At 64.4% G+C, this 20,558-nt stretch carries 19 protein-coding genes; 15 read left to right on the top strand and 4 right to left on the bottom strand.

Translation table 11 applies throughout. The features are described 5' to 3' along the window. The first annotated feature begins 19 nt into the window (after positions 1-19). From scpB to rluB, 15 genes are all read left to right on the top strand, one after another. Positions 20-784, top strand: a complete 765-nt coding sequence (gene scpB / locus N8H22_RS19440; protein WP_264592135.1) for an SMC-Scp complex subunit ScpB — start codon at positions 20-22, stop codon at positions 782-784. Positions 785-1,085: 301 nt separating this feature from the next. After that, positions 1,086-2,915 carry a phosphogluconate dehydratase gene (gene edd, locus N8H22_RS19445; protein ID WP_264592136.1) on the top strand — a complete coding sequence of 610 codons (1,830 nt, stop codon included), beginning with the start codon at positions 1,086-1,088 and terminating at the stop codon, positions 2,913-2,915. Next, positions 2,912-3,874, top strand: coding sequence for a glucokinase (locus N8H22_RS19450; RefSeq protein ID WP_264592137.1), 963 nt, complete (start codon positions 2,912-2,914; stop codon positions 3,872-3,874). The genes edd and N8H22_RS19450 overlap by 4 nt, the downstream gene beginning before the upstream one ends. Positions 3,875-3,932: 58 nt before the next feature. Continuing rightward, on the top strand, positions 3,933-4,655 hold the full coding sequence (locus N8H22_RS19455; RefSeq protein ID WP_008570338.1) for a response regulator transcription factor: 723 nt from the start codon (positions 3,933-3,935) through the stop codon (positions 4,653-4,655). Further along, positions 4,652-6,121: an ATP-binding protein gene (locus N8H22_RS19460; RefSeq protein WP_272890914.1), complete on the top strand. Its 1,470-nt coding sequence runs from the start codon at positions 4,652-4,654 to the stop codon at positions 6,119-6,121. Before N8H22_RS19455 ends, N8H22_RS19460 begins: the two co-directional genes overlap by 4 nt. Before the next feature lie 161 nt (positions 6,122-6,282). Continuing rightward, entirely contained in the window at positions 6,283-7,530 is a 1,248-nt protein-coding gene (locus tag N8H22_RS19465) for an ABC transporter substrate-binding protein (RefSeq protein ID WP_264592138.1), read from the top strand. A 109-nt stretch (positions 7,531-7,639) separates the two neighbouring features. Beyond that, positions 7,640-8,557: a sugar ABC transporter permease gene (locus tag N8H22_RS19470; RefSeq protein WP_008570335.1), complete on the top strand. Its 918-nt coding sequence runs from the start codon at positions 7,640-7,642 to the stop codon at positions 8,555-8,557. Next, on the top strand, positions 8,550-9,392 hold the full coding sequence (locus N8H22_RS19475; RefSeq protein ID WP_264592139.1) for a carbohydrate ABC transporter permease: 843 nt from the start codon (positions 8,550-8,552) through the stop codon (positions 9,390-9,392). Before N8H22_RS19470 ends, N8H22_RS19475 begins: the two co-directional genes overlap by 8 nt. A gap of 13 nt (positions 9,393-9,405) precedes the next feature. Continuing rightward, positions 9,406-10,629: a sn-glycerol-3-phosphate ABC transporter ATP-binding protein UgpC gene (gene ugpC / locus N8H22_RS19480; protein ID WP_264592140.1), complete on the top strand. Its 1,224-nt coding sequence runs from the start codon at positions 9,406-9,408 to the stop codon at positions 10,627-10,629. An 87-nt stretch (positions 10,630-10,716) separates the two neighbouring features. After that, positions 10,717-11,946 carry a carbohydrate porin gene (locus tag N8H22_RS19485; RefSeq protein WP_264592141.1) on the top strand — a complete coding sequence of 410 codons (1,230 nt, stop codon included), beginning with the start codon at positions 10,717-10,719 and terminating at the stop codon, positions 11,944-11,946. A 72-nt stretch (positions 11,947-12,018) separates the two neighbouring features. Continuing rightward, positions 12,019-12,210 carry a DUF1289 domain-containing protein gene (locus tag N8H22_RS19490; protein WP_264592142.1) on the top strand — a complete coding sequence of 64 codons (192 nt, stop codon included), beginning with the start codon at positions 12,019-12,021 and terminating at the stop codon, positions 12,208-12,210. Between the two features lie 193 nt (positions 12,211-12,403). After that, on the top strand, positions 12,404-13,873 hold the full coding sequence (gene zwf / locus N8H22_RS19495) for a glucose-6-phosphate dehydrogenase (protein WP_264592143.1): 1,470 nt from the start codon (positions 12,404-12,406) through the stop codon (positions 13,871-13,873). Further along, positions 13,860-14,573 carry a 6-phosphogluconolactonase gene (pgl, locus tag N8H22_RS19500; RefSeq protein WP_264592144.1) on the top strand — a complete coding sequence of 238 codons (714 nt, stop codon included), beginning with the start codon at positions 13,860-13,862 and terminating at the stop codon, positions 14,571-14,573. The genes zwf and pgl overlap by 14 nt, the downstream gene beginning before the upstream one ends. An 18-nt stretch (positions 14,574-14,591) precedes the next feature. Continuing rightward, positions 14,592-15,236, top strand: coding sequence for a bifunctional 4-hydroxy-2-oxoglutarate aldolase/2-dehydro-3-deoxy-phosphogluconate aldolase (locus N8H22_RS19505; RefSeq protein WP_264592145.1), 645 nt, complete (start codon positions 14,592-14,594; stop codon positions 15,234-15,236). 121 nt (positions 15,237-15,357) lie between these two features. Further along, positions 15,358-16,515: a 23S rRNA pseudouridine(2605) synthase RluB gene (gene rluB, locus N8H22_RS19510; RefSeq protein ID WP_264592146.1), complete on the top strand. Its 1,158-nt coding sequence runs from the start codon at positions 15,358-15,360 to the stop codon at positions 16,513-16,515. Positions 16,516-16,668: 153 nt separating this feature from the next. On the opposite strand, the gene N8H22_RS19515 is transcribed toward rluB, so the two are convergent. From N8H22_RS19515 to N8H22_RS19530, 4 genes are all read right to left on the bottom strand, one after another. Then, on the bottom strand, positions 16,669-17,412 hold the full coding sequence (locus tag N8H22_RS19515; RefSeq protein WP_264592147.1) for a YciK family oxidoreductase: 744 nt from the start codon (positions 17,410-17,412) through the stop codon (positions 16,669-16,671). A gap of 60 nt (positions 17,413-17,472) precedes the next feature. Next, positions 17,473-18,144 carry an N-acetylmuramic acid 6-phosphate phosphatase MupP gene (gene mupP / locus N8H22_RS19520; protein WP_264592148.1) on the bottom strand — a complete coding sequence of 224 codons (672 nt, stop codon included), beginning with the start codon at positions 18,142-18,144 and terminating at the stop codon, positions 17,473-17,475. Beyond that, positions 18,144-18,842 (bottom strand): bifunctional 2-polyprenyl-6-hydroxyphenol methylase/3-demethylubiquinol 3-O-methyltransferase UbiG, encoded by a 699-nt coding sequence (gene ubiG, locus N8H22_RS19525; protein WP_264592149.1) that lies wholly within the window; start codon positions 18,840-18,842, stop codon positions 18,144-18,146. Before ubiG ends, mupP begins: the two co-directional genes overlap by 1 nt. A gap of 145 nt (positions 18,843-18,987) precedes the next feature. Further along, complete coding sequence (locus N8H22_RS19530; protein ID WP_264592150.1) at positions 18,988-20,325, bottom strand: TRZ/ATZ family hydrolase; 1,338 nt, start codon at positions 20,323-20,325, stop codon at positions 18,988-18,990. Positions 20,326-20,558 lie beyond the last annotated feature (233 nt).

A 20,558-nucleotide genomic window follows, 5' to 3' on the forward strand; every position in this document is an offset into this window, starting at 1 on the left:
GCAACCCCAGGAGCCTCCCGTGGACCTTTCCGATCCCAAGGATCTTGCTTCGCTGCTTGAAGCCTTCCTGCTCGCCTCCGGCAAACCGCAGTCGCTCGAGCGCCTGGGCGAGCTATTCGAGGAAGCCGAACGACCGTCTTCCGCGCAGCTGAAAAAGGCCCTCGAGGTGCTCGAGAAGTCCTGCAAGGGGCGCGCCTTCGAGCTGAAGGAAGTCGCCAGCGGCTACCGCCTGCAGGTCCGTGAGCGCTTCGCACCCTGGGTCGGGCGGCTGTGGGAAGAGCGTCCGCAGCGCTATTCGCGCGCCTTGCTGGAGACCTTGGCGCTGATTGCCTATCGTCAGCCGATCACCCGCGGCGAGATCGAAGACATTCGCGGCGTGGCGGTAAACAGCCAGATCGTCAAGACGCTGCTGGAGCGCGAATGGATTCGCGTGGTCGGCCATCGCGACGTGCCGGGGCGGCCGGCGATGTTCGCCACCACCAAGCAGTTTCTCGACCATTTCAACCTGCACAACCTCGATCAGCTGCCGCCACTGGCGGTGCTGCGTGAGATGGAGCCCGAGTTGCGACCATTGCTCGACGACGAGGACGCCGCGGTGCCCGCCGCACTGCAGGCGCGCGCCGATCTGGCCAACGATGAGCCGGAGGCAGTCGCCCCCCGCGAGCAACCGAGTTTCCGCAGCCTGCTGGCCGAACTGGACAGCATGGAACAGGGACTCAAGACCGATTTCGATGACTTGCTAGAGCCCGAGACATCGTCGAGCGAGGACGAGCCCGGCCCGTGAACGTCGCCGACCGCGACGTGCCCTCCAGCTGAATCGGGTTCTGCTTTCGCGCGGTTCTTGCACCGAAAAACGCCAAGCCGGGAGCCGCGATGAGCGAGCTGTCCGCTCAGCCTCCTGCAACAGAATCGCCGGCCGACGAAACGTCGTCCCACCCCCGCGGTCGAACAGCCCGGCGTGCGACGGCGATTGTGCGGGCGGGCGATCGTTCGCCGGTTTCCGTGCCGGCGTCGGCGTGTACCGCAGCCAGGCCATAGATGGTTTATGGTTGTCGAAGAACAACATCGGGCAGCAGGAGAAAGGCATGCATCCGCGAGTCGTAGAAGTCACCGAGCGCCTGGTCGAGCGCAGCCGCCAGACCCGCGAGCGCTACCTGGCGATGATGGCCGCTGCGGCAAGCGAGGGGCCCCAACGTGGTCGTCTGCAATGCGCCAACTTCGCCCACGGCGTCGCCGGGTGCGCTTCGAACGAAGACAAGCAGCGCCTGCGCCTGATGAACGAGGCCAACGTCGCCATCGTCTCGGCCTATAACGACATGCTTTCGGCGCATCAGCCCTACGAGCATTTTCCCGAGCTGATCAAGCAGGCCCTGCGCGAAGTCGGCTCGGTCGGCCAGTTCGCCGGCGGTGTGCCGGCGATGTGTGATGGCGTGACGCAGGGCGAGGCAGGCATGGAGATGAGCCTCGCCAGCCGCGAGGTGATCGCCATGAGCACGGCGGTGGCGCTGTCGCACAACATGTTCGATGCCGCGCTGCTGCTCGGCATCTGCGACAAGATCGTGCCTGGCCTGATGATCGGTGCGCTGCGCTTCGGCCACCTGCCGACCATTTTCGTACCGGGTGGGCCGATGCCCTCGGGCATTCCCAACAAGGAAAAGGCCGAGGTGCGCCAGCGCTACGCCGAGGGCAAGGCCAGTCGCGAGGAGCTGCTGGAGTCGGAGATGAAGTCCTACCACAGCCCCGGCACCTGCACCTTCTACGGCACCGCCAACACCAATCAGGTGGTGATGGAGATCATGGGCCTGCACCTGCCGGGCTCGTCGTTCGTCAATCCGTACACGCCTCTGCGCGATGCGTTGACCCGCGAGGCGGCGCGGCAGGTCGTCCGCCTGACCCACCAGGGCGGCAGCTACACGCCGCTGTGCCAGATCGTCGACGAGAAGGCCATCGTCAACTCGGTGGTAGCGCTCAACGCTACCGGCGGCTCAACCAATCACACCCTGCACATTCCGGCATTCGCCCGCGCCGCCGGTATCCAGCTGACCTGGCAGGACATGGCCGACCTCTCCGAGGTGGTGCCGACGCTGGCCAAGGTCTACCCTAACGGCCAGGCTGACGTGAACCATTTCCATGCCTGTGGCGGGGTGCCGTTCATGGTGCGCACGCTGCTCGACGCCGGGCTGCTGCACGAGGACGTGCACACCGTGGTCGGCAAGGGCCTGCGCCGTTACGTCCAGGAGCCGTTCCTCGACGGCGAGCAGCTGGTCTGGCGCGACGGCCCGGAGCAGAGCCTGGACGAGAACATCCTGCGTCCGGCCACGCGGCCGTTCTCGCCCGAAGGCGGCCTGCGGGTGCTGGAGGGCAACCTCGGGCGCGGCGTGACCAAGATTTCCGCCGTGGCGCCAGAACATCGCGTGGTCGAGGCGCCGGCGCGGGTGTTCATCGATCAGAGCGAGCTGGCAGCGGCATTCAAGGCCGGCGAGCTGGAGCGCGACTTCGTCGCCGTGGTGCGCTTCCAGGGGCCGAAGGCCAATGGCATGCCGGAACTGCACAAGCTGACGCCGTTCCTCGGTGTGCTGCAGGACCGCGGCTACAAGGTCGCGCTGGTCACCGACGGGCGCATGTCTGGAGCGTCGGGCAAGGTGCCGGCGGCCATTCATGTCTGCCCGGAGGCGCTGGATGGCGGTCCGCTGGCGCGGGTACGCGATGGCGACATCATCCGCGTTGACGGCGAGAGTGGCGAACTGCTGGTGCGGGTCGAGTCGGCCGAGTGGGCGGCCCGCACGCCGGCCACGCGCCCGGAAGACCTGGGCATCGGCTGCGGCCGCGAGCTATTCGGCTTCATGCGCGCGGCGTTCAGCAGCGCGGAGCAGGGCGCCAGCGCGTTCACCAGCGGGCTGGAGGCGTTGCAGTGAAGACGGCACTGGTCGGCGATATCGGCGGTACCAATGCGCGCTTCGCCCTCTGGCGCGATCAGCGCGTCGAGCAGATCCGCGTGCTGCCCACGGCGGATTACGCCTGTCCCGAGCTGGCGATCCGCGCCTACCTGGCGGCGGTCGGCCAGCCGCTGGAAACGCTCGAGGCGGTCTGCCTGGCATGCGCCGGGCCGGTGGGCGGCGATGTGTTCCGCTTCACCAATAACCATTGGCAGCTCAGCCGCGCGGCGTTCTGTGCGGACCTCGGGCTTGCGCAGCTGCTGCTGATCAATGACTTCACCGCCATGGCGCTGGGCATGACGCGCCTGCATGAGGGCGAACGCATCACGGTTTGTCCAGGCGAGCCCGAACCCGGCCGGCCACGTCTGGTCATAGGGCCTGGCACGGGCCTGGGTGTCGCCACGCTGTTGCCGCTGCAGGGCGGCGGCTGGCGTGCGCTGCCGGGCGAGGGCGGGCACATCTGCCTGCCGGTTGGCAGCGAGCGCGAGGCCGCGATCTGGGCCCATCTGCACCGTCAGCTCGGTCACGTGAATGCCGAGGCGGTGCTCAGCGGGCCGGGGCTGCTGGCGTTGTACCGCGCCAGCTGCGGGCTGGATGGTCGCGCGGTGACGGTCGATTCGCCGGCTGCGGTCACCGCCGCTGCACTGGCGGGCGAGCCCTATGCGGTCGAGGTGCTGCAGCAGTTCTGCCGCTGGCTCGGGCGTGTGGCCGGCGACAACGTGCTGACCCTGGGCGCGCGGGGTGGGGTGTACATCGTCGGTGGGGTGGTGCCACGCTTTGCCGAGTTCTTCCTCGCCAGCGATTTCCAGCAGAGCCTGCGTGACAAGGGGCGCATGAGCGGCTATTTCGATCAGCTGCCGGTGTGGCTGGTGACCGCGCCGTATCCGGGGCTGGAAGGTGCTGGCGTCGCCCTGCAACCATTGTTGGAGGGCGCCTGAGGCGCGGCACCAGGGACGCAACCGGGTGACCGGATAACAACAAGAAAAGGGATGCGATGTGAGTCAGACGGGAAAACAGCTGCTGCTGGTCGACGACGATCAGGAAATTCGCGAGCTTCTACAGGCCTACCTCAGCCGCTCCGGCTTCCAGGTGCGTACCGTGGCCGATGGCGCGGCGTTCCGCCAGGCGCTGTGTGAGCAGCCGGCGGATCTGGTGATCCTCGACGTGATGCTGCCCGACGAGGACGGCTTCAGCCTCTGTCGCTGGGTGCGCGAACACGAACGCCTGGCCTCGATGCCGATCATCATGCTCACCGCCAGTTCCGACGAAGCCGATCGGGTGATCGGCCTGGAACTCGGCGCCGACGACTATCTCGGCAAGCCATTCAGCCCGCGTGAACTGCTGGCGCGGATCAAGGCGCTGTTGCGCCGGGTGAGTTTCGCTCAGGAGCGCGGCAGCGATGTGCTGGCCTTCGATGACTGGCGGCTCGACATGGTCAGCCATCGTCTGTTCCATGCCGATGGCGAGGAGGTGTTCCTCTCCGGCGCCGATTTCGCCCTGCTGAAACTGTTTCTCGACCATCCGCAGCAGATTCTCGACCGCGACACCATCGCCAACGCCACCCGCGGCCGCGAGGTGATGCCGCTCGAGCGCATCGTCGACATGGCGGTCAGTCGCCTGCGGCAGCGCCTGCGCGATACCGGCAAGTCGCCGCGGCTGATCCGCACCGTGCGTGGCTGCGGCTATCTGCTGGCGGCCCAGGTGACGTCGCAATCATGAATTTGCGGACCGGGCGGCGCCGGTTGTTGCCGGTGCCGCGCTCGCTGCTGGGACGCATGCTGGCACTGACCCTGCTGGCGGTATTGCTCGCCCAGGGACTGTCGAGTCTGATCTGGCTGTCGCAACTGCGCGCCAGCCAGACCGAAGGCCTGACCACCACCGCGCGCAGCCTGGCGCAGTCGATGGCCGCCAGCGTCGGCTACTTCCGGTCGCTGCCGCTGGGGTATCGGCCGCTGGTGCTCGATCAGCTGCGCAGCATGGGCGGCACGCGTTTCTTCGTTTCGCTCAACGACCGGCCGTTGCAAATGCAGATCCTGCCTGAAACGCCGCGCAAGCGGCTGGTGCTCGGCGAAGTCGATCGGGTGCTGCGCCAGCGCCTCGGCAGCGCGGTGGACCTGACGGTCGAGTTCGTCAGCCCGGAAGATCTGCGCATCTTCAACAGCGGCATCGCGCTCGACGAGCTGCCGCGCTCCTGGGCGCACTACGCGCTGAGTTTCGAACCGCTGGCGCCGCCGGTGCTGGTGACGCAGATCCAGATCGCGCCCGGTGAGTGGCTGTACCTCGCCACCCTGATGCCGGCGCCGTACGTCAGCCTGGAGGACGAGGGGCTGCCGGTGCAGCAGCTGTGGTTCATCGTGCTCACCACGGTCTTTCTGCTGTCGTTCATCGGCCTGCTGGTGCGCTGGCAGAGCCGTCCGCTCAAACGTCTGGCCAAGGCCGCGCGCGACATGGCGGTGGGCGGGGAGATGCGTCCGCTGGCCGAGGTGGGAGCCAGCGAGGTGGTGGAGGTCAGCCGCGCCTTCAACAGCATGCGCGAGCGTATCAACCGTTACCTGAGCGAGCGGGGCCAGCTGTTCAGCGCGATTTCCCATGACCTGCGCACGCCCATCACCCGCCTGCGTCTGCGCGTCGAACTGCTCGACGATGAAGCCGTGCAGGCCAAGTTCAGCCGCGACCTCGACGAGCTGGAGCTGCTGGTCAAGGGCGCCTTGCAGTGCGTAAAGGACACCGACATCCACGAGAACATCGAGGCGGTCGATCTGAACGTGCTGCTCGAACATATCGTCGAGCCCTATCAGGCCAGTGACCCTGACTGTGTGACGCTCGCCGGCCGCGCGCTACTGCCATATCCGGGCAAGCCGCTGGCGCTCAAGCGCTGTATCGGCAACCTGCTGGACAACGCGCTGAAGTACGGTGGGCGTGCCCATCTGCGTCTGGAGGACAGTGCCGAGCTGCTGGTGCTGCATGTCGACGACGAGGGCCCGGGTGTGCCGGAACAGCGCCTGGAGCAGGTATTCGAGCCGCACGTGCGGCTGTCCGGCCAGCAGCAGGGCTACGGCCTGGGCCTGGGTATCGCCCGCAACATCGCCCACGCCCACGGTGGCGAGCTGAGCATGCGCAACCTGCCGGAAGGCGGCCTGCGGGTCACCCTGACGCTGCCGCGCCAGGCCTGCAGCGATGACTGAAACGCGCCGTCTCCGTGGCGCGTGACATTCCACCGAGGTTTGTAACCGGACGGTGACCATTGCCTATCCCTTCGTTACCCAGCGCCCCTTGCGGCGCGCATAGACTCGGATCAACGCAAGCGACCACGCCTTGCCTGATAAAAACAAGAAGGTGCCCAGACATGAAAGCGATTCATCAGCTCGCCCTTTCCATTTCCCTCGCCTTGCCGCTCGCCGCCCATGCTGGCGAGGTCGAGGTGCTGCACTGGTGGACTTCCGGTGGCGAAAAGCGCGCCGCCGACACGCTGCAGAAACTGGTCGAGAAAAAAGGCCACAGCTGGCGTGATTTCGCCGTGGCCGGAGGCGGCGGCGAGGCGGCCATGACGGTCTTGAAAACCCGTGCCGTGTCCGGTAATCCACCGGCGGCCGCGCAGATCAAGGGGCCGGACATCCAGGAATGGGGTGAGCTGGGCCTGTTGGCCAACCTCGACGAAACCGCCAAGGCGGGCAAGTGGGAAGAGCTGCTGCCCGAGCAGGTGACCAGGATCATGCAGTACGACGGCTCCTACGTGGCCGTGCCGGTCAACGTGCACCGGGTCAACTGGCTGTGGATCAACCCCGAGGTGTTCGAGAAGGCTGGCGCCACGCCGCCGAAGACCCTCGACGAATTCTTCGCCGCGGCCGACAAGCTCAAGGCTGCCGGCTTCATCCCGGTCGCCCACGGCGGCCAGCCCTGGCAGGACGGCACCGTGTTCGAGGACTTCGTGCTGAGCATTCTCGGCCCGGAGGATTACCACAAGGCCTTCGTCGAGCTGGACGAGGACACGCTCACCGGCGAGAAGATGGTCCAGGCGTTCGCCGCACTGAAGAAGCTGCGCGGCTACATCGATGCCGATGCCGCTGGCCGCGAATGGAACCGCGCCACCGGTATGGTCATCGACGGCAAGGCCGGCATGCAGATCATGGGCGACTGGGCCAAGAGCGAATTCACCGCCGCCAACCAGGTGGCCGGCAAGGACTACCAGTGCCTGCCGTTCCCCGGCACCCAGGGCAGCTTCGCCTACAACATCGACTCGTTGGCCATGTTCAAACTCAACGACGAGGAAAACCGCAAGGCCCAGGAAGACCTGGCGCGTACGGTGCTGGAGCCGGAGTTCCAGAAGTTCTTCAACCAGAACAAAGGCTCGATCCCGGTTCGCCAGGACATGGACATGAGCGAGTTCGACGCCTGCGCGCAGCAGTCGATGAAGGACTTCAAGTCGGCCGCGCAGGGCAGCGGCTTGCAGCCCAGCCTGACCCATGGCATGGCGGCTTCGAGCTATGTGCAGGGCGCGGTGTTCGACGTCGTGACCAACTTCTTCAACGACCCCAAGGCCGACCCGCAAAAGGCGGCCAAGCAACTGGCGGCGGCGATCCAGGCCGTGCAGTAACGCTGCGGGCGGACCGTTCCGCCCGGTTCCCGAAACGTGCGTCCCCGGTACATGCCTTGGCATGTGTCGCGGGCGCCGACATCCCGGATTTCCACGAGGGGTCACACCCATGAGCTCCATCGCGCTTCAAGCCAGGCCCGCCAAGGCTTCGCCGCTCGACGCCCTGCAGCGCTGGCTGCCCAAGCTGGTGCTGGCGCCGAGCATGCTGATCGTGCTGGTCGGCTTCTACGCCTACATCGGCTGGACCTTCCTGCTGTCGTTCACCAACTCGCGCTTCATGCCCAGCTACAAATGGGCCGGCCTGCAACAGTACGAGCGCCTGTGGGACAACGATCGCTGGTGGGTCGCCAGCCAGAACCTGCTGGTGTTCGGCGGCCTGTTCATCGCCATCAGCCTGCTCATCGGCGTGGTGCTCGCCGTGTTGCTGGACCAGCGCATTCGCCGCGAGGGGCTGATCCGCACCATCTACCTGTACCCGATGGCACTGTCGATGATCGTCACCGGCACCGCCTGGCAATGGCTGCTCAATCCCGGCCTGGGTCTGGACAAGCTGCTGCGCGACTGGGGCTGGGAGGGCTTTCGCTTCGATTGGCTGGTTGATCCGGACCGGGTCATCTACTGCCTAGTGATCGCCGCCGTCTGGCAGGCCTCGGGCTTCGTCATGGCGCTGTTCCTCGCCGGTTTGCGCAGCGTCGATCAGTCGATCATCCGCGCCGCCCAGGTGGACGGCGCGAGCCTGCCGACCATCTACCTGCGCATCGTGCTGCCGAGCCTGCGCCCGGTGTTCTTCAGTGCGCTGATGATTCTTGCCCACATCGCGATCAAGAGCTTCGACCTGGTGGCGGCGATGACCGCCGGCGGGCCGGGTTACTCCAGCGACCTGCCGGCGATGTTCATGTACGCCCACACCTTCACCCGCGGCCAGATGGGCCTGGGTGCGGCGAGCGCCATGCTGATGCTCGGCGCGGTGATGGCGATCATCGTGCCGTACCTGTATTCCGAGCTGAGGACCAAGCGCCATGTCTGACTTCGCGCAACCGCGCCTGACCCTCGGGCGCCTGACCATCCACGCCACGCTGCTGCTGGCCTGCGCCGTCTACCTGATACCGCTGATCGTGATGCTGCTGACCAGCTTCAAGACGCCGGAAGACATCCGCACCGGCAACCTGCTGAGCTGGCCGGAAGCGTTCACCGCCATGGGCTGGCTGACCGCCTGGGACAGCGTCGGTGGTTACTTCTGGAACTCGGTGAAGATCGTCATTCCGGCGGTGCTGATCTCCACCGCGCTCGGCGCCATCAACGGCTACGTGCTGTCGATGTGGCGTTTCCGCGGCTCGCAGCTGTTCTTCGGCCTGCTGCTGTTCGGCTGCTTCCTGCCGTTCCAGGTGATCCTGCTGCCAGCATCGTTCACCCTCGGCAAGCTCGGTCTGGCCAATACCACCACCGGCCTGGTGCTGGTGCACGTGGTCTACGGGCTGGCCTTCACCACGCTGTTCTTCCGCAACTTCTACGTCAGCGTGCCGGATGCGCTGGTGCGGGCAGCGCGGCTCGATGGCGCCGGCTTCTTCACCATCTTCGGGCGGATCCTGCTGCCGATGTCGGTGCCGATCATCATGGTCTGCCTGATCTGGCAGTTCACCCAGATCTGGAACGACTTCCTCTTCGGCGTGGTGTTCGCCAGTGGCGACACCCAGCCGGTCACCGTGGCGCTGAACAACCTGGTGAACACCAGCACCGGCGCCAAGCAATACAACGTCGACATGGCCGCCGCGATGATCGCCGGCCTGCCCACGCTGGTGGTCTACGTGATCGCCGGCAAGTACTTCCTGCGCGGGCTGACTGCCGGCGCCGTCAAGGGTTGAGGAGAACAACAACATGGCATCCCTGGAACTGCGCAACGTCCAGAAAACCTACGGCAACGCCAAGGTCGAAACGCTGAAGAACATCGCCCTGAAGATCGATGCGGGAGAGTTCCTGATCCTCGTTGGCCCGTCGGGCTGCGGCAAATCCACCCTGATGAACTGCATCGCCGGGCTGGAGAACATCACCGGCGGCGAGATTCTGGTCGACGGCGAGGACATCAGCCAGGCCAGTCCGAAGGATCGTGACATCGCCATGGTGTTCCAGTCCTACGCGCTGTACCCGACCATGAGCGTGCGCGACAACATCGCCTTCGGCCTGAAGATGCGCAAGGTGCCCGCGGCGCAGATTGAGGAGGAGGTAGGCCGGGTCGCCAAGCTGCTGCAGATCGAGGCGCTGCTCGAGCGCAAGCCGTCGCAGCTATCCGGCGGCCAGCAGCAGCGCGTCGCCATGGGGCGGGCGCTGGCGCGGCGGCCGAAGATCTATCTGTTCGACGAACCACTGTCGAACCTCGACGCCAAGCTGCGCGTGGAGATGCGCACCGAAATCAAGCTGATGCATCAGCGCCTGAAGACCACCACCGTGTATGTCACCCACGATCAGATCGAGGCGATGACCCTCGGCGACAAGGTCGCGGTGATGAAGGACGGCGTCGTCCAGCAGTTCGGCACCCCGCACGAGATCTACAACGACCCGGCCAACCAGTTCGTGGCCAGCTTCATCGGCTCGCCGCCGATGAACTTCGTCCCCGTGCGCCTGCGCCAGCAGAGCGGGTGTTGGGTCGCCGTGCTCAACAGCGATCAGGCGAGCTGTGAAATTCCGCTGGCGCTGCCGGCCGATGCGCAGTGGCACGCGCGCGACGTGATTCTCGGCATCCGCCCGGAGCAGATCGGCCTGGCCGACGGCGCGGGCAACGACTGCTCGCTGCGCTGCCAGATCGAGGTGGTCGAGCCCACCGGGCCGGACACCCTGGTGTTCTTCAGCCTGAACGAGGTCAAGGCGTCGTGCCGCCTGGCCCCGGACCAGGCCCCGCGCGCCGGGGAAACCGTCGAGCTGCAGTTCGATCCGCACAAGGTGTTGCTGTTCGATGCGCAGACCGGCGAGCGGCTGGATAACCGTGCTGCCCGCCCAGCGGGCGCCGAGCGGCTCGGTGTGGTCGAGACCTTGCCGAACGGTCGATCGCCTGGTGAAAGAGGTGGTCTGTACAACAGGCGAGAGCGCAGCGGAATCGCCCGTTAGGGCGCGCACATCGGCTCTATCCAGGCAGCGTTTGTCGCAGTGCTGACCTGCAGATAACGAATAACAACAACAGCGAACGGAGTGGACATGAAAACAACAATATCCGCAGGAATGAGTCTGGCTGCCGCCGTGGCGTGCGCCGTGTTACCGCTGAGTGGTCAGGCGCTGGAGTTTTCCGGCTACCTGCGCAGCGGCGTCGGCGATTCGATGGAGGGCGGGACGCAAGCCTGCTTCCAGCTGCCCGGCGCGCCGAGCAAGTATCGTCTCGGCAACGAGTGCGAGCATTACGCCGAGCTGGATCTGCGTCAGGATCTCTACACCTTTGCCGATGGCTCGGTGCTCAGCCTGGAAGGCATGGCCGCGTTGTACAACCAGTACGGCCACACCCCGGAATTCACTGGCGATCACGGCTGGGCGCGGATGGTGCAGGCCTATGCCGAGTGGAGCAAGGTGCCGGCGCTGCACAACGGCTCGCTGTGGGCCGGTCGGCGCTTCTACAAACGTAACGACATCCATATCTCCGACTTCTACTACTGGAACCAGAGCGCCACCGGTGCCGGCGTGGAAGATATGGAGATCGGCGGCCTGAAGTACAGCTACGCGTTTTCCCGCAAGGACAGCGTGTTCCAGAAGGACTACATCAATCGCCACGACTTCAACGTCGGCGGCTTTGACAGCAATCCTGGCGGCGAGCTGGAATTCGGCGTGAGTTATATCGACAAGCCCGACAGCGAGGACGCCCACAGCGGTTGGGCGGTGACCGCGCAGCACAAGCAGGACGGCTTTCTCGGCGGCAGCAACACCCTGGCACTGCAGTACGGCGAAGGTCCGGGTACCGGCCTCGGCTACACCGGCGATGTCACGCTGGACGACAGCGCCCGCAGCTGGCGCGTGGTCGAGTATTTCGACTGGCAGCTGACGCCCCGTTTCGGCGGGCAGTTTCAGGTGGTCTACCAGAAGGACGAACGGGTCGACGGCGGCGATCAGGACTGGTGGTCGGTGGGCGTGCGGCCGACCTATGCCTTCACCGAGCAGTTCAAGCTGGTCACCGAGCTCGGGCATGATCAGATCGACGCCGCCGACGGCACGCGCAAGCTGAGCAAATTCACTGTCGCACCGACCTGGTCGCCGGCCGGCCCGGCGTTCTGGGCGCGGCCGGAAGTACGCCTGTATTACACCTATGCGCAGTGGAACGACGCCGCGCAGCGGGCCGCGAACCTGATGGCTGCCGGCTCGGCACTCTCGGACAGCGGGGCCTTCGGTGATGCCCAGCACGGCTCCAACTTCGGCGTGCAGGTGGAGTACTGGTGGAAATGATCGGTTGAGCGCGCAACACTGACGCCGGTCGGCCTTGCGCAACGCGAGGCCGACCGGCGCGTTGGAGGTGTCGTGGGCGACAAGGTGGACAATCCCTGCGTGGATCTGTGCAAGCTCAAGGACGACATCTGCGTCGGCTGCGGTCGCAGCCGCGACGAGATCAAACGCTGGAAGAAGCTCAAGAACAAGGAACGCAAGGCCGTCAGGCAACAGGCGGCCTTGCGTCTCGCCATTCTCGGCAAGGCGAAGAAGCGCAAGAAGTGAAGGTGCTGCCGGCGCCAGGGCAGCGCCGCGCATCGCGGCGACAGAATTTTTTCCGATTCCCGTGAGTCTTTTGCAACGATCCCTGTCTGTTGCTGAAGGGTGCGCCGTGCGGCGCAGCACGGATTGACCGCCCGCCGGTGCCTGGCCATTCAAGCGGCGCCGAAGGCTACGCTTCGATCGACCAAGAGTGTTTATGCCAGCCATTAATGTTGATCCGATCACCTTTGCCCTGTTCGGCGCGCTGGGCGACCTGGCGCTGCGCAAGTTGTTCCCCGCGCTCTATCAGCTCGACCGTGCCGATCTGCTGCACAGTGATACGCGGCTGCTGGCGCTGTCGCGCGAAGGCGGCGAGCCGATCGAGCAGATGGCGCGGATCGAACAGGCGTTGCGCCGCTACATTCCGGCGCATGAGCTGGACGACAGTGTGCTGCAGCGCTTCCTCGCGCGCCTGCGCTATCTGCGGATGGATTTTCGCCGCGGCGAGGATTACGCCGTGCTGGCGCAGAACGCCAGCGCCGAGCTGCCGCTGATCGCCTATTTCGCCACGCCGGCTGCGGTGTACGGCGCGATCTGCGAACACCTGGCCGGCGCCGGGCTGGCCGAGCAGGCGCGGGTGGTGCTGGAGAAGCCCATCGGCCATGACCTGGCGTCGTCACGGGTGATCAACGATGCGGTGGCGCAGTATTTTCCCGAGAGCCAGATCTATCGGATCGATCATTACCTGGGCAAGGAAACGGTACAGAACCTGATCGCCCTGCGTTTCGCCAACAGCCTGTTCGAGACGCAGTGGAACCAGCACCACATCTCGCATGTGGAGATCACCGTGGCCGAAACCGTCGGCATCGAAGGACGCTGGGGCTACTTCGACCAGGCTGGCCAGTTGCGCGACATGATCCAGAACCACCTGCTGCAGCTGCTCTGCCTGATCGCTATGGACCCGCCGAGCAACCTCACCGCCGACAGCATCCGCGACGAGAAGGTAAAAGTGCTCAAGGCGCTGGCGCCGATCACGCCGGACATCCTCAGCCAGCGCGTGGTGCGCGGCCAGTATTCGGCCGGGATCGCCGGTGGCAAGCCGGTGCCGGGCTATCTGGAAGAGGAGAACTCCAATGCCAGCAGCAGCACGGAAACCTTCGTCGCGCTGCGCGCCGACATCTGCAACTGGCGCTGGTCCGGCGTGCCGTTCTACCTGCGTACCGGCAAGCGCATGGCGCAGAAGCTGTCGCAGATCGTCATCCATTTCAAGGAACCGCCGTTCTACATCTTCGCGCCCGAGCAGCGCTCGCTGATCAGCAACCGGCTGATCATCCGTCTGCAGCCGGACGAGGGCATTTCCCTGCAGGTGATGACCAAGGAGCAGGGCCTGGACAAGGGCATGCACCTGCGCAGCGGGCCGCTGCAGCTGAATTTTTCCGAGACTTACAAGAGCGCGCGCATTCCCGACGCCTACGAGCGGTTGCTGCTGGAGGTGATGCAGGGCAATCAGAACCTGTTCGTGCGCCGCGACGAAGTTGAGTACGCCTGGCAATGGTGCGATCAGCTGATCGACGGCTGGACCCGTATCGGCGACAGTCTCAAACTCTATCCGGCCGGCTCCTGGGGACCGGTCGCTTCGATTGCCCTGATTACTCGTGACGGGAGGTCCTGGTATGGCGATCTCTGAACTCGACCTGCCCACCGGCGTGGTCGCCCACAGCCTGGCCGATGCTGAGGGCCAGGCCCGAGTGATGGCCGATTGCGTGGTCAAGGTGCTGGATTACGCGGTGCGCACTCATGGCACCGCCAGTCTGGTGGTGTCCGGCGGGCGCAGTCCGATTCCCTTCTTCGAGGAACTGTCGAGCCGCGAGCTGGACTGGTCCAAGGTGCAGGTCAGCCTTGCGGACGAGCGCTGGGTACCGCCGACCGATGAGGCGAGCAACGAGGGGCTGGTGCGCCGTCATCTGCTGCAGAATGCGGCCGCCGCGGCACAGTTCATCGGTCTGTATCATCCGGCCGCCACGCTAGAGGAGGCTGCGTTGATGGCCGAGCAGAAACTGGCCGAGCTCAAGCAGCCGATCGACGTACTGGTGCTGGGTATGGGCGATGATGGCCACACGGCATCGTTGTTCCCCGGCAACCGCTATCTTGCGCATGCGCTGCGCCCGGATTGCCCCGAACGCTGCGTGGCGATGCAGGCGCCGACGACCGTCCGCGCGCGCCTGAGCATGACCTATCCGTTGCTGGCATCCGCGCGCACGCAATGTCTGGCGATTCAGGGCGCAGCCAAACTGGAGACGCTGCGTCAGGCCATGAGCGTCGATGCGCTGCAGATGCCGATCCGCGCCTTCATTCATTCTCCGCTGGAGATCTACTGGTGCCCGTGAGGGCCGAGGATTCTGCCCATGAGCATGGAACAGAAGAATGCCCTGATCGAACAACTGTGCGTGCGTGCGCGCATCCTGCCGGTCATCACCATCGGCAGCGAAGCGCAGATCCTGCCGCTCGCCGACGCTCTGGCCGCCGGTGGCCTGCATACGCTGGAGATCACGCTGCGCTCGGCACATGGTCTGACGGCGATCCGCCGCTTGCGTGAGGAGCGCCCCGAATTGTGCATCGGCGCCGGGACCGTGCTCGACCGGCGCATGATGGACGAGGTGGAGGCGGTGGGGGCGCAGTTCGTGGTCACTCCGGGCGCCAGCCGGGAAGTGCTGGAGGCCGGCGTGCAGTGCTCGGTGCCGGTGTTGCCGGGCACCAGCAGCGCTACCGATATCATGGAGGGCTACGCGCTCGGTTATCGATGCTTCAAGCTGTTTCCTGCGCAGATCTGTGGCGGGATCGCGGCGCTAAGGGCGTTTGCTGGTCCGTTCGGTGATGTGCGCTTCTGCCCGACTGGCGGCATCAACGCTGACAATGCCCGTGAGTACCTGGCGTTGCCCAACGTGATGTGCGTCGGCGGCACCTGGATGATCGATGGCACCAGCCTTGCCAATGGCGATTGGGCAGCCATTCAACGGGCCAGCACCGAAGCGCTTGCTACGCTAGGCTGACTGGCAGCATCGGTCGCTGGCGGCCGATGATTTGCCCTGCGGGTAAACCGTGCGTGTGTCTGCGGATACGCGTATGATTCGCGCCCTTTCAATCGGAACTGCCACACCGGGAGGTGCCCAGATGACCGAACATGACGATTCCACCCCTCACGTCGCTCACGGCGAAAAATTGCAGAAGGTTCTGGCCCGCATGGGGCTGGCTTCGCGCCGTGATATCGAACACTGGATCAGCGAAGGCCGGGTCAAGGTCAACGGCGCGGTAGCCAGCCTTGGCCAGCGCGTTGATCTGCATGACGCCATCGCCGTCGACGGCCGGCTGATCAAGCGCGAGGAGGCCACCGATGTCGTGCGCCGCGTGCTGATCTACAACAAGCCGGACGGCGAAATCTGTACCCGCAACGATCCGGAAGGTCGCCCGACGGTGTTCGACCGCCTGCCGCGGCCGAAGGAAGGCCGCTGGATCAACATCGGCCGGTTGGATATCAACACTACCGGCCTGCTGTTGTTCACCACCGATGGCGAGCTGGCCAACCGCCTGATGCATCCGTCGTATGAGATGGACCGCGAGTACGCGGTACGCGTGCGTGGCGAAGTCGACGACGAGATGATCGAGCGGCTGAAGACCGGTGTCATGCTTGAGGATGGTCCGGCGCGCTTTACCGACATCCAGGAAGCGCCGGGCGGCGAGGGCTTCAACCACTGGTATCACTGCGTGGTTATGGAAGGGCGTAATCGTGAAGTGCGTCGTCTGTGGGAATCGCAAGGGCTGGTGGTCAGCCGCCTGAAGCGTGTGCGTTTCGGGCCGGTGTTCATGACCTCGGATCTGCCGATGGGGCGCTGGCGCGAGATGTCGCAGGCGGAGGTCGATATTCTCAGCCAGGAAGTCGGCCTGACGCCGGTTGCCCTGCCGGGGATGAAGGCCAAGGCTAAGGAAAAGATCGAACGCATGCAGCGCAAGGTCGCCAAGCCCTTGGCGCGCGGCGACCGCCGCCCACGGGTACTGCGCCCTGCCAGTGAAGCCGATCTACCGCGTATCGGCGACAAGCCGCGCGCGCCGCGTGGCGAGCAACCGGCGCGTAAGCCGCGCCCTGCCGAACGCAGCGAGCAGGGGCGAGGCACGCCAGTGGCGGAGCGCCCGAGCGAGGTGAATCGCAAGCGCGGCAAACGTCCGGAGGGCGCCGGCCACGACAAACCGGCACCTGCTAAGCGGCGCGGTCCGCCGGCCGGTGAAGGTCAGCGTCCGGGATTCGGGCGCGGAGATCGTTCTAAACGACCCTGAGTGCTCTTCAGGTCGCTGGGCGGCTCTATAGCGCATGAAAAAGGGGTGCACCGCAGCGGCGGGCACCCCTTTTTTATTGCCATCGGCGGTCGATGTTCAGCTGTGTCCTGATGAGGCTGCTGCCAGTTCCCTCTCGACCGTTCTGGCTGTGAGTTACGCCTGGGCGTCGAATGCCTGCCCGTTGACTCCGGCACTGTCTGGCCCCATCAGATACAAATAGACGGGCATGATTGCTTCCGGTAAGGGGTTGGCCTGCGGGTTCTCTCCCGGATAAGCCTTGGCGCGCATATCGGTGCGCGTGGCGCCTGGATTGATGCTGTTAGCACGCACCGAGGCGGTACCGTCGACTTCGTCGGCCAGGACCTGCATGAGCCCTTCGGTGGCGAACTTCGATACCGCGTAAGCGCCCCAGTAAGCGCGTCCTTTGCGCCCAACGCTGCTGGAGGTGAAGATCACCGAGGCATCCTGGGACAGCTTGAGCAGCGGTAGCAGGGTGCTGGTGAGCATGAACATCGCATTCACATTCACCTGCATCACTCGCATGAAGTTGTCGCCCGAAAGTTGCTCCAGCGGCGTGCGTGGGCCGACGATTGCCGCATTGTGCAGCAGGCCATCCAGATGGCCGAACTCCCGCTCGACCATCGCCGCGAGCTCGTCGTACTGGTGCGGCAGCGCCGTTTCCAGGTTGAACGGGATCACTGCGGGTCGCGGGTAGCCGGCGGCCTCGATGTCGTCATAGACGCGGTTGAGGTTCTCTTCATTTTTGCCCAGCAGCAGTACCGTTGCGCCGTGCGCGGCATAAGCCTTCGCAGCGGCCTCGCCGATTCCACGGCCGGCGCCGGTAACCATGATGATTCGGCCCGCGAGCAGGTCGGGGCGGGCAGTGTAGTCAAACATTGAGTTTCTCTCTTGCTCAGAAAAGCCAGGACGCAGCGGTTGTCGCGGCTGAGTCGTAGTTCAGCAGCTACACAGTGCGCGGTCTAGTACGGCCCGCAAGTCCAGCGGGTGGTCCACTACGACGTCTGCGCCCCAATGCCCGGGGTTGTCATCGGGATGGATGTAGCCGTAACGCACGGCGGCGGTCTTGCTGCCGGCAGCACGCCCGGACTCGATATCTCGTAGGTCGTCGCCGACGAACAGCACGGTGGACGGATCCAGCTGCAGCTTGCTGCATGCAAGCAGCATGGGCTCGGGATCCGGCTTGCTCCGGCTCACGTGATCTGGACAGACCAGTACCGCAGAGCGCGATGCCAGGCCGAGCTGCTGCATGATCGGTTCGGCAAAACGCAGCGGTTTGTTGGTTACCACACCCCAGATCAGGTTCGCCTGTTCGATGTCTGCCAGTAGTTGCTCCATGCCGTCGTATAGACGGCTGAATACCGCACAATGCGCCTGATAGCGCTCGAGGAATTCGAGGCGCAGAACTTCGAACTCCTCCGACATCGGGTCTACGTCGAATGCGCTGAGTACCATGGCGCGCGCGCCACCGGAGACGACGTCGCGTATCTGCTGATCGGGCACCGGCGCGAGGCCGCGCGCCAGGCGCATGGCCTGAGCCACGGCGATGAAGTCAGGCGCTGTATCGAGTAGCGTCCCGTCCATGTCGAATAAAACGGCGCGCAGACGCATCAAGCCTCCCTGATGGTCTGGACCATGTAGTTGACGTCGACATCCGTCGATAGCTTGTAGAACTTGGTCAACGGGTTGTAGGTAAGGCCGACAATGTCTTGGACCGCCAAACCGGCTTCGCGGCTCCAAGCGCCCAGTTCGGAGGGGCGGATGAACTTCTTGAAGTCATGCGTGCCGCGTGGCAGTAGCTGTAGCACATACTCTGCTCCGATGATGGCAAACGCATAGGCCTTGGGGTTGCGGTTGATGGTCGAGAAAAATACCTGACCACCCGGTTTTACCAGGGCGTGGCAGGCACGGATCACGGAGGCGGGATCGGGCACATGCTCCAGCATCTCTAGGCAGGTCACTACGTCGAACTGATTGGGGCATTCAAGCGCCAGGGCTTCGGCGGTGATCTGTCGGTAATCGATATCCAGTCCGGACTCCAGCAGGTGGAGTCGGGCCACGGAAAGCGGCGCCTCGCCCATGTCGATGCCGGTGACCTGAGCGCCGCGCTGCGCCATTGCCTCGCTGAGGATGCCGCCGCCACAGCCGACATCGAGGACCTTCTTCCCGGCGAGGGAGATGTGCTCGTCGATCCAGTTGACGCGTAGCGGATTGATCTCATGCAGCGGTTTGAACTCGCTCTCACGATCCCACCAGCGGTGGGCGAGAGCTTCGAATTTGGCGATTTCAGCGTGGTCGACGTTGCTCATGGTCCGTTCCGTTTGAAAGCTCGAAGGAGAAGCTTGAGCTGCAATCGCTCATGTTGCCAGCTTCCGTCAGACGAAGGGGCTATGGTGGCGCCCCTCGGGTAAGTCAGTTTGTCGCAGAGCCAGCCAGGGCTAATGTCCGCCGGGCTCATAGCTTGTCGCTGTTGGCGATCTTCGTGCACCACTCGTGTACATCGACCAATAGTCTGTCTTGATCGATACGGGTCAGGTGGCGGTTGTCGAGCAGCTGTTTTCCTGCGACCCAGACGTGGCGCACGCAGTCCCGGCCGCTGGAGTAGATCAGCTGGGACACAGGATCATAGATGGGTTGCTGTGCTAGCCCTGATAGGTCGAATGCTACCAAGTCGGCGAACTTGCCAACCTCAAGCGAGCCAGTATGTTCGTCCAGACCCAAGGCGCGTGCTCCATTCAGGGTAGCCATGCGCAGGGCTCGGTGGGCATCCAGCGCTGTTGCCGAGCCAGCGACGGCTTTGGCGAGTAGGGCCGCCGTACGAGTCTCGCCCAGAAGATCGAGATCGTTGTTGCTCGCGGCGCCGTCTGTGCCGATAGCGACGTTCACGCCGGCATCCCAGAGCCTTTCTACCGGGCAGAATCCGCTTGCCAGTTTGAGATTCGATTCGGGGCAGTGGATGACGCTGCAGTTGTGCTCTACCAGAAGCGCGAGGTCCTCATCATCTATCTGTGTCATGTGCACGGCTTGGAAGCGCGGCCCCAGGAGTTGTTGCCGAGCCAGACGCGCCAACGGACGTTCGCCGTGCAGCCGCAAAGCTTCCTCAACCTCGTGCGCCGTTTCATGTACGTGCATGTGGATGCCGGCATCCATCTCCGCAACCAGAACCCGGATACTTTCGAGTTTGTCGTCGCCAACCGAATAGGGTGCGTGGGGCCCGAAAGCCACGTTCAGTCGAGGGTGATGCTTGAGGTCATCGAAAAGGGCCACACCTTTTCGCAGGGCTTCATCGGCATCGCGTGCACCGGGGACGGGAAAGTCCAGCACCGGGACAGTGATCTGGGCGCGGATACCGGTTCTATGCGCAACTTCGCTGGCGATGTCGGGAAAAAAGTACATGTCGGAGAAGCAGGTAATGCCGCCTTGTAGCTGTTCGGCAATTGCGAGCTCGGTGCCGGTGCGGATGAACTTCTCGTTAACCCAGCGTGCTTCTGCTGGCCAGATGTGGTTCTGCAGCCAGCTCTTGAGGGGGAGATCATCAGCCAGCCCGCGGAATAGGGTCATTGCTGCATGACCATGTGCATTGACAAGCCCTGGCGCGAGGAGCATACCCGTTAGCTCGAAGGTTCGCCGTGTAGCATGCTTGATTGCTTCGGCACGCGGGGCGATTAACGCAATGCGGCCGTTGCGAATTCCCAAGCCGTGCTCCTTTAGCACCACCCCTGCTGGTTCAACAGGAACAAGCCAGGTGGGAAAGAGCAGGAGGTCTAAAGGTTCGGAAGCGAGTTCTGACATGGCATAGCCAAAGCGATGATCGGAAGCGCTAGTGTAAGGCCTGCTGGTAATGGTTTGAAGGAAAGCGGATGTAGTGATATTCGGTTTCTGCTTTTATATGGACACCGAGTTCTCGTAAGAGGGGCGCGCAAGAATCGTGGCATATCGAATAAAGCCGAAATAAGCGGTTGACGCCAGTTTTGAGGCCCCTATAATGCGCACCACTTCCGGCGCAGTCCTTAAGTAAAACCTCT

It is taken from the genome of Stutzerimonas sp. S1 (assembly GCF_025966695.1).
Lineage (GTDB): Bacteria > Pseudomonadota > Gammaproteobacteria > Pseudomonadales > Pseudomonadaceae > Stutzerimonas.

Bases quoted from the DNA above. Each gene is read 5' to 3' on its own strand.
- edd (WP_264592136.1), top strand. From the start codon at position 1,086: ATGCATCCGCGAGTCGTAGAAGTCACCGAGCGCCTGGTCGAGCGCAGC.
- N8H22_RS19460 (WP_272890914.1), top strand. From the start codon at position 4,652: ATGAATTTGCGGACCGGGCGGCGCCGGTTGTTGCCGGTGCCGCGCTCG.
- N8H22_RS19465 (WP_264592138.1), top strand. From the start codon at position 6,283: ATGAAAGCGATTCATCAGCTCGCCCTTTCCATTTCCCTCGCCTTGCCG.
- N8H22_RS19470 (WP_008570335.1), top strand. From the start codon at position 7,640: ATGAGCTCCATCGCGCTTCAAGCCAGGCCCGCCAAGGCTTCGCCGCTC.
- N8H22_RS19475 (WP_264592139.1), top strand. From the start codon at position 8,550: ATGTCTGACTTCGCGCAACCGCGCCTGACCCTCGGGCGCCTGACCATC.
- ugpC (WP_264592140.1), top strand. From the start codon at position 9,406: ATGGCATCCCTGGAACTGCGCAACGTCCAGAAAACCTACGGCAACGCC.
- N8H22_RS19485 (WP_264592141.1), top strand. From the start codon at position 10,717: ATGAAAACAACAATATCCGCAGGAATGAGTCTGGCTGCCGCCGTGGCG.
- zwf (WP_264592143.1), top strand. From the start codon at position 12,404: ATGCCAGCCATTAATGTTGATCCGATCACCTTTGCCCTGTTCGGCGCG.
- pgl (WP_264592144.1), top strand. From the start codon at position 13,860: ATGGCGATCTCTGAACTCGACCTGCCCACCGGCGTGGTCGCCCACAGC.
- N8H22_RS19505 (WP_264592145.1), top strand. From the start codon at position 14,592: ATGAGCATGGAACAGAAGAATGCCCTGATCGAACAACTGTGCGTGCGT.
- rluB (WP_264592146.1), top strand. From the start codon at position 15,358: ATGACCGAACATGACGATTCCACCCCTCACGTCGCTCACGGCGAAAAA.
- N8H22_RS19515 (WP_264592147.1), bottom strand. From the start codon at position 17,412: ATGTTTGACTACACTGCCCGCCCCGACCTGCTCGCGGGCCGAATCATC.
- mupP (WP_264592148.1), bottom strand. From the start codon at position 18,144: ATGCGTCTGCGCGCCGTTTTATTCGACATGGACGGGACGCTACTCGAT.
- ubiG (WP_264592149.1), bottom strand. From the start codon at position 18,842: ATGAGCAACGTCGACCACGCTGAAATCGCCAAATTCGAAGCTCTCGCC.
- N8H22_RS19530 (WP_264592150.1), bottom strand. From the start codon at position 20,325: ATGTCAGAACTCGCTTCCGAACCTTTAGACCTCCTGCTCTTTCCCACC.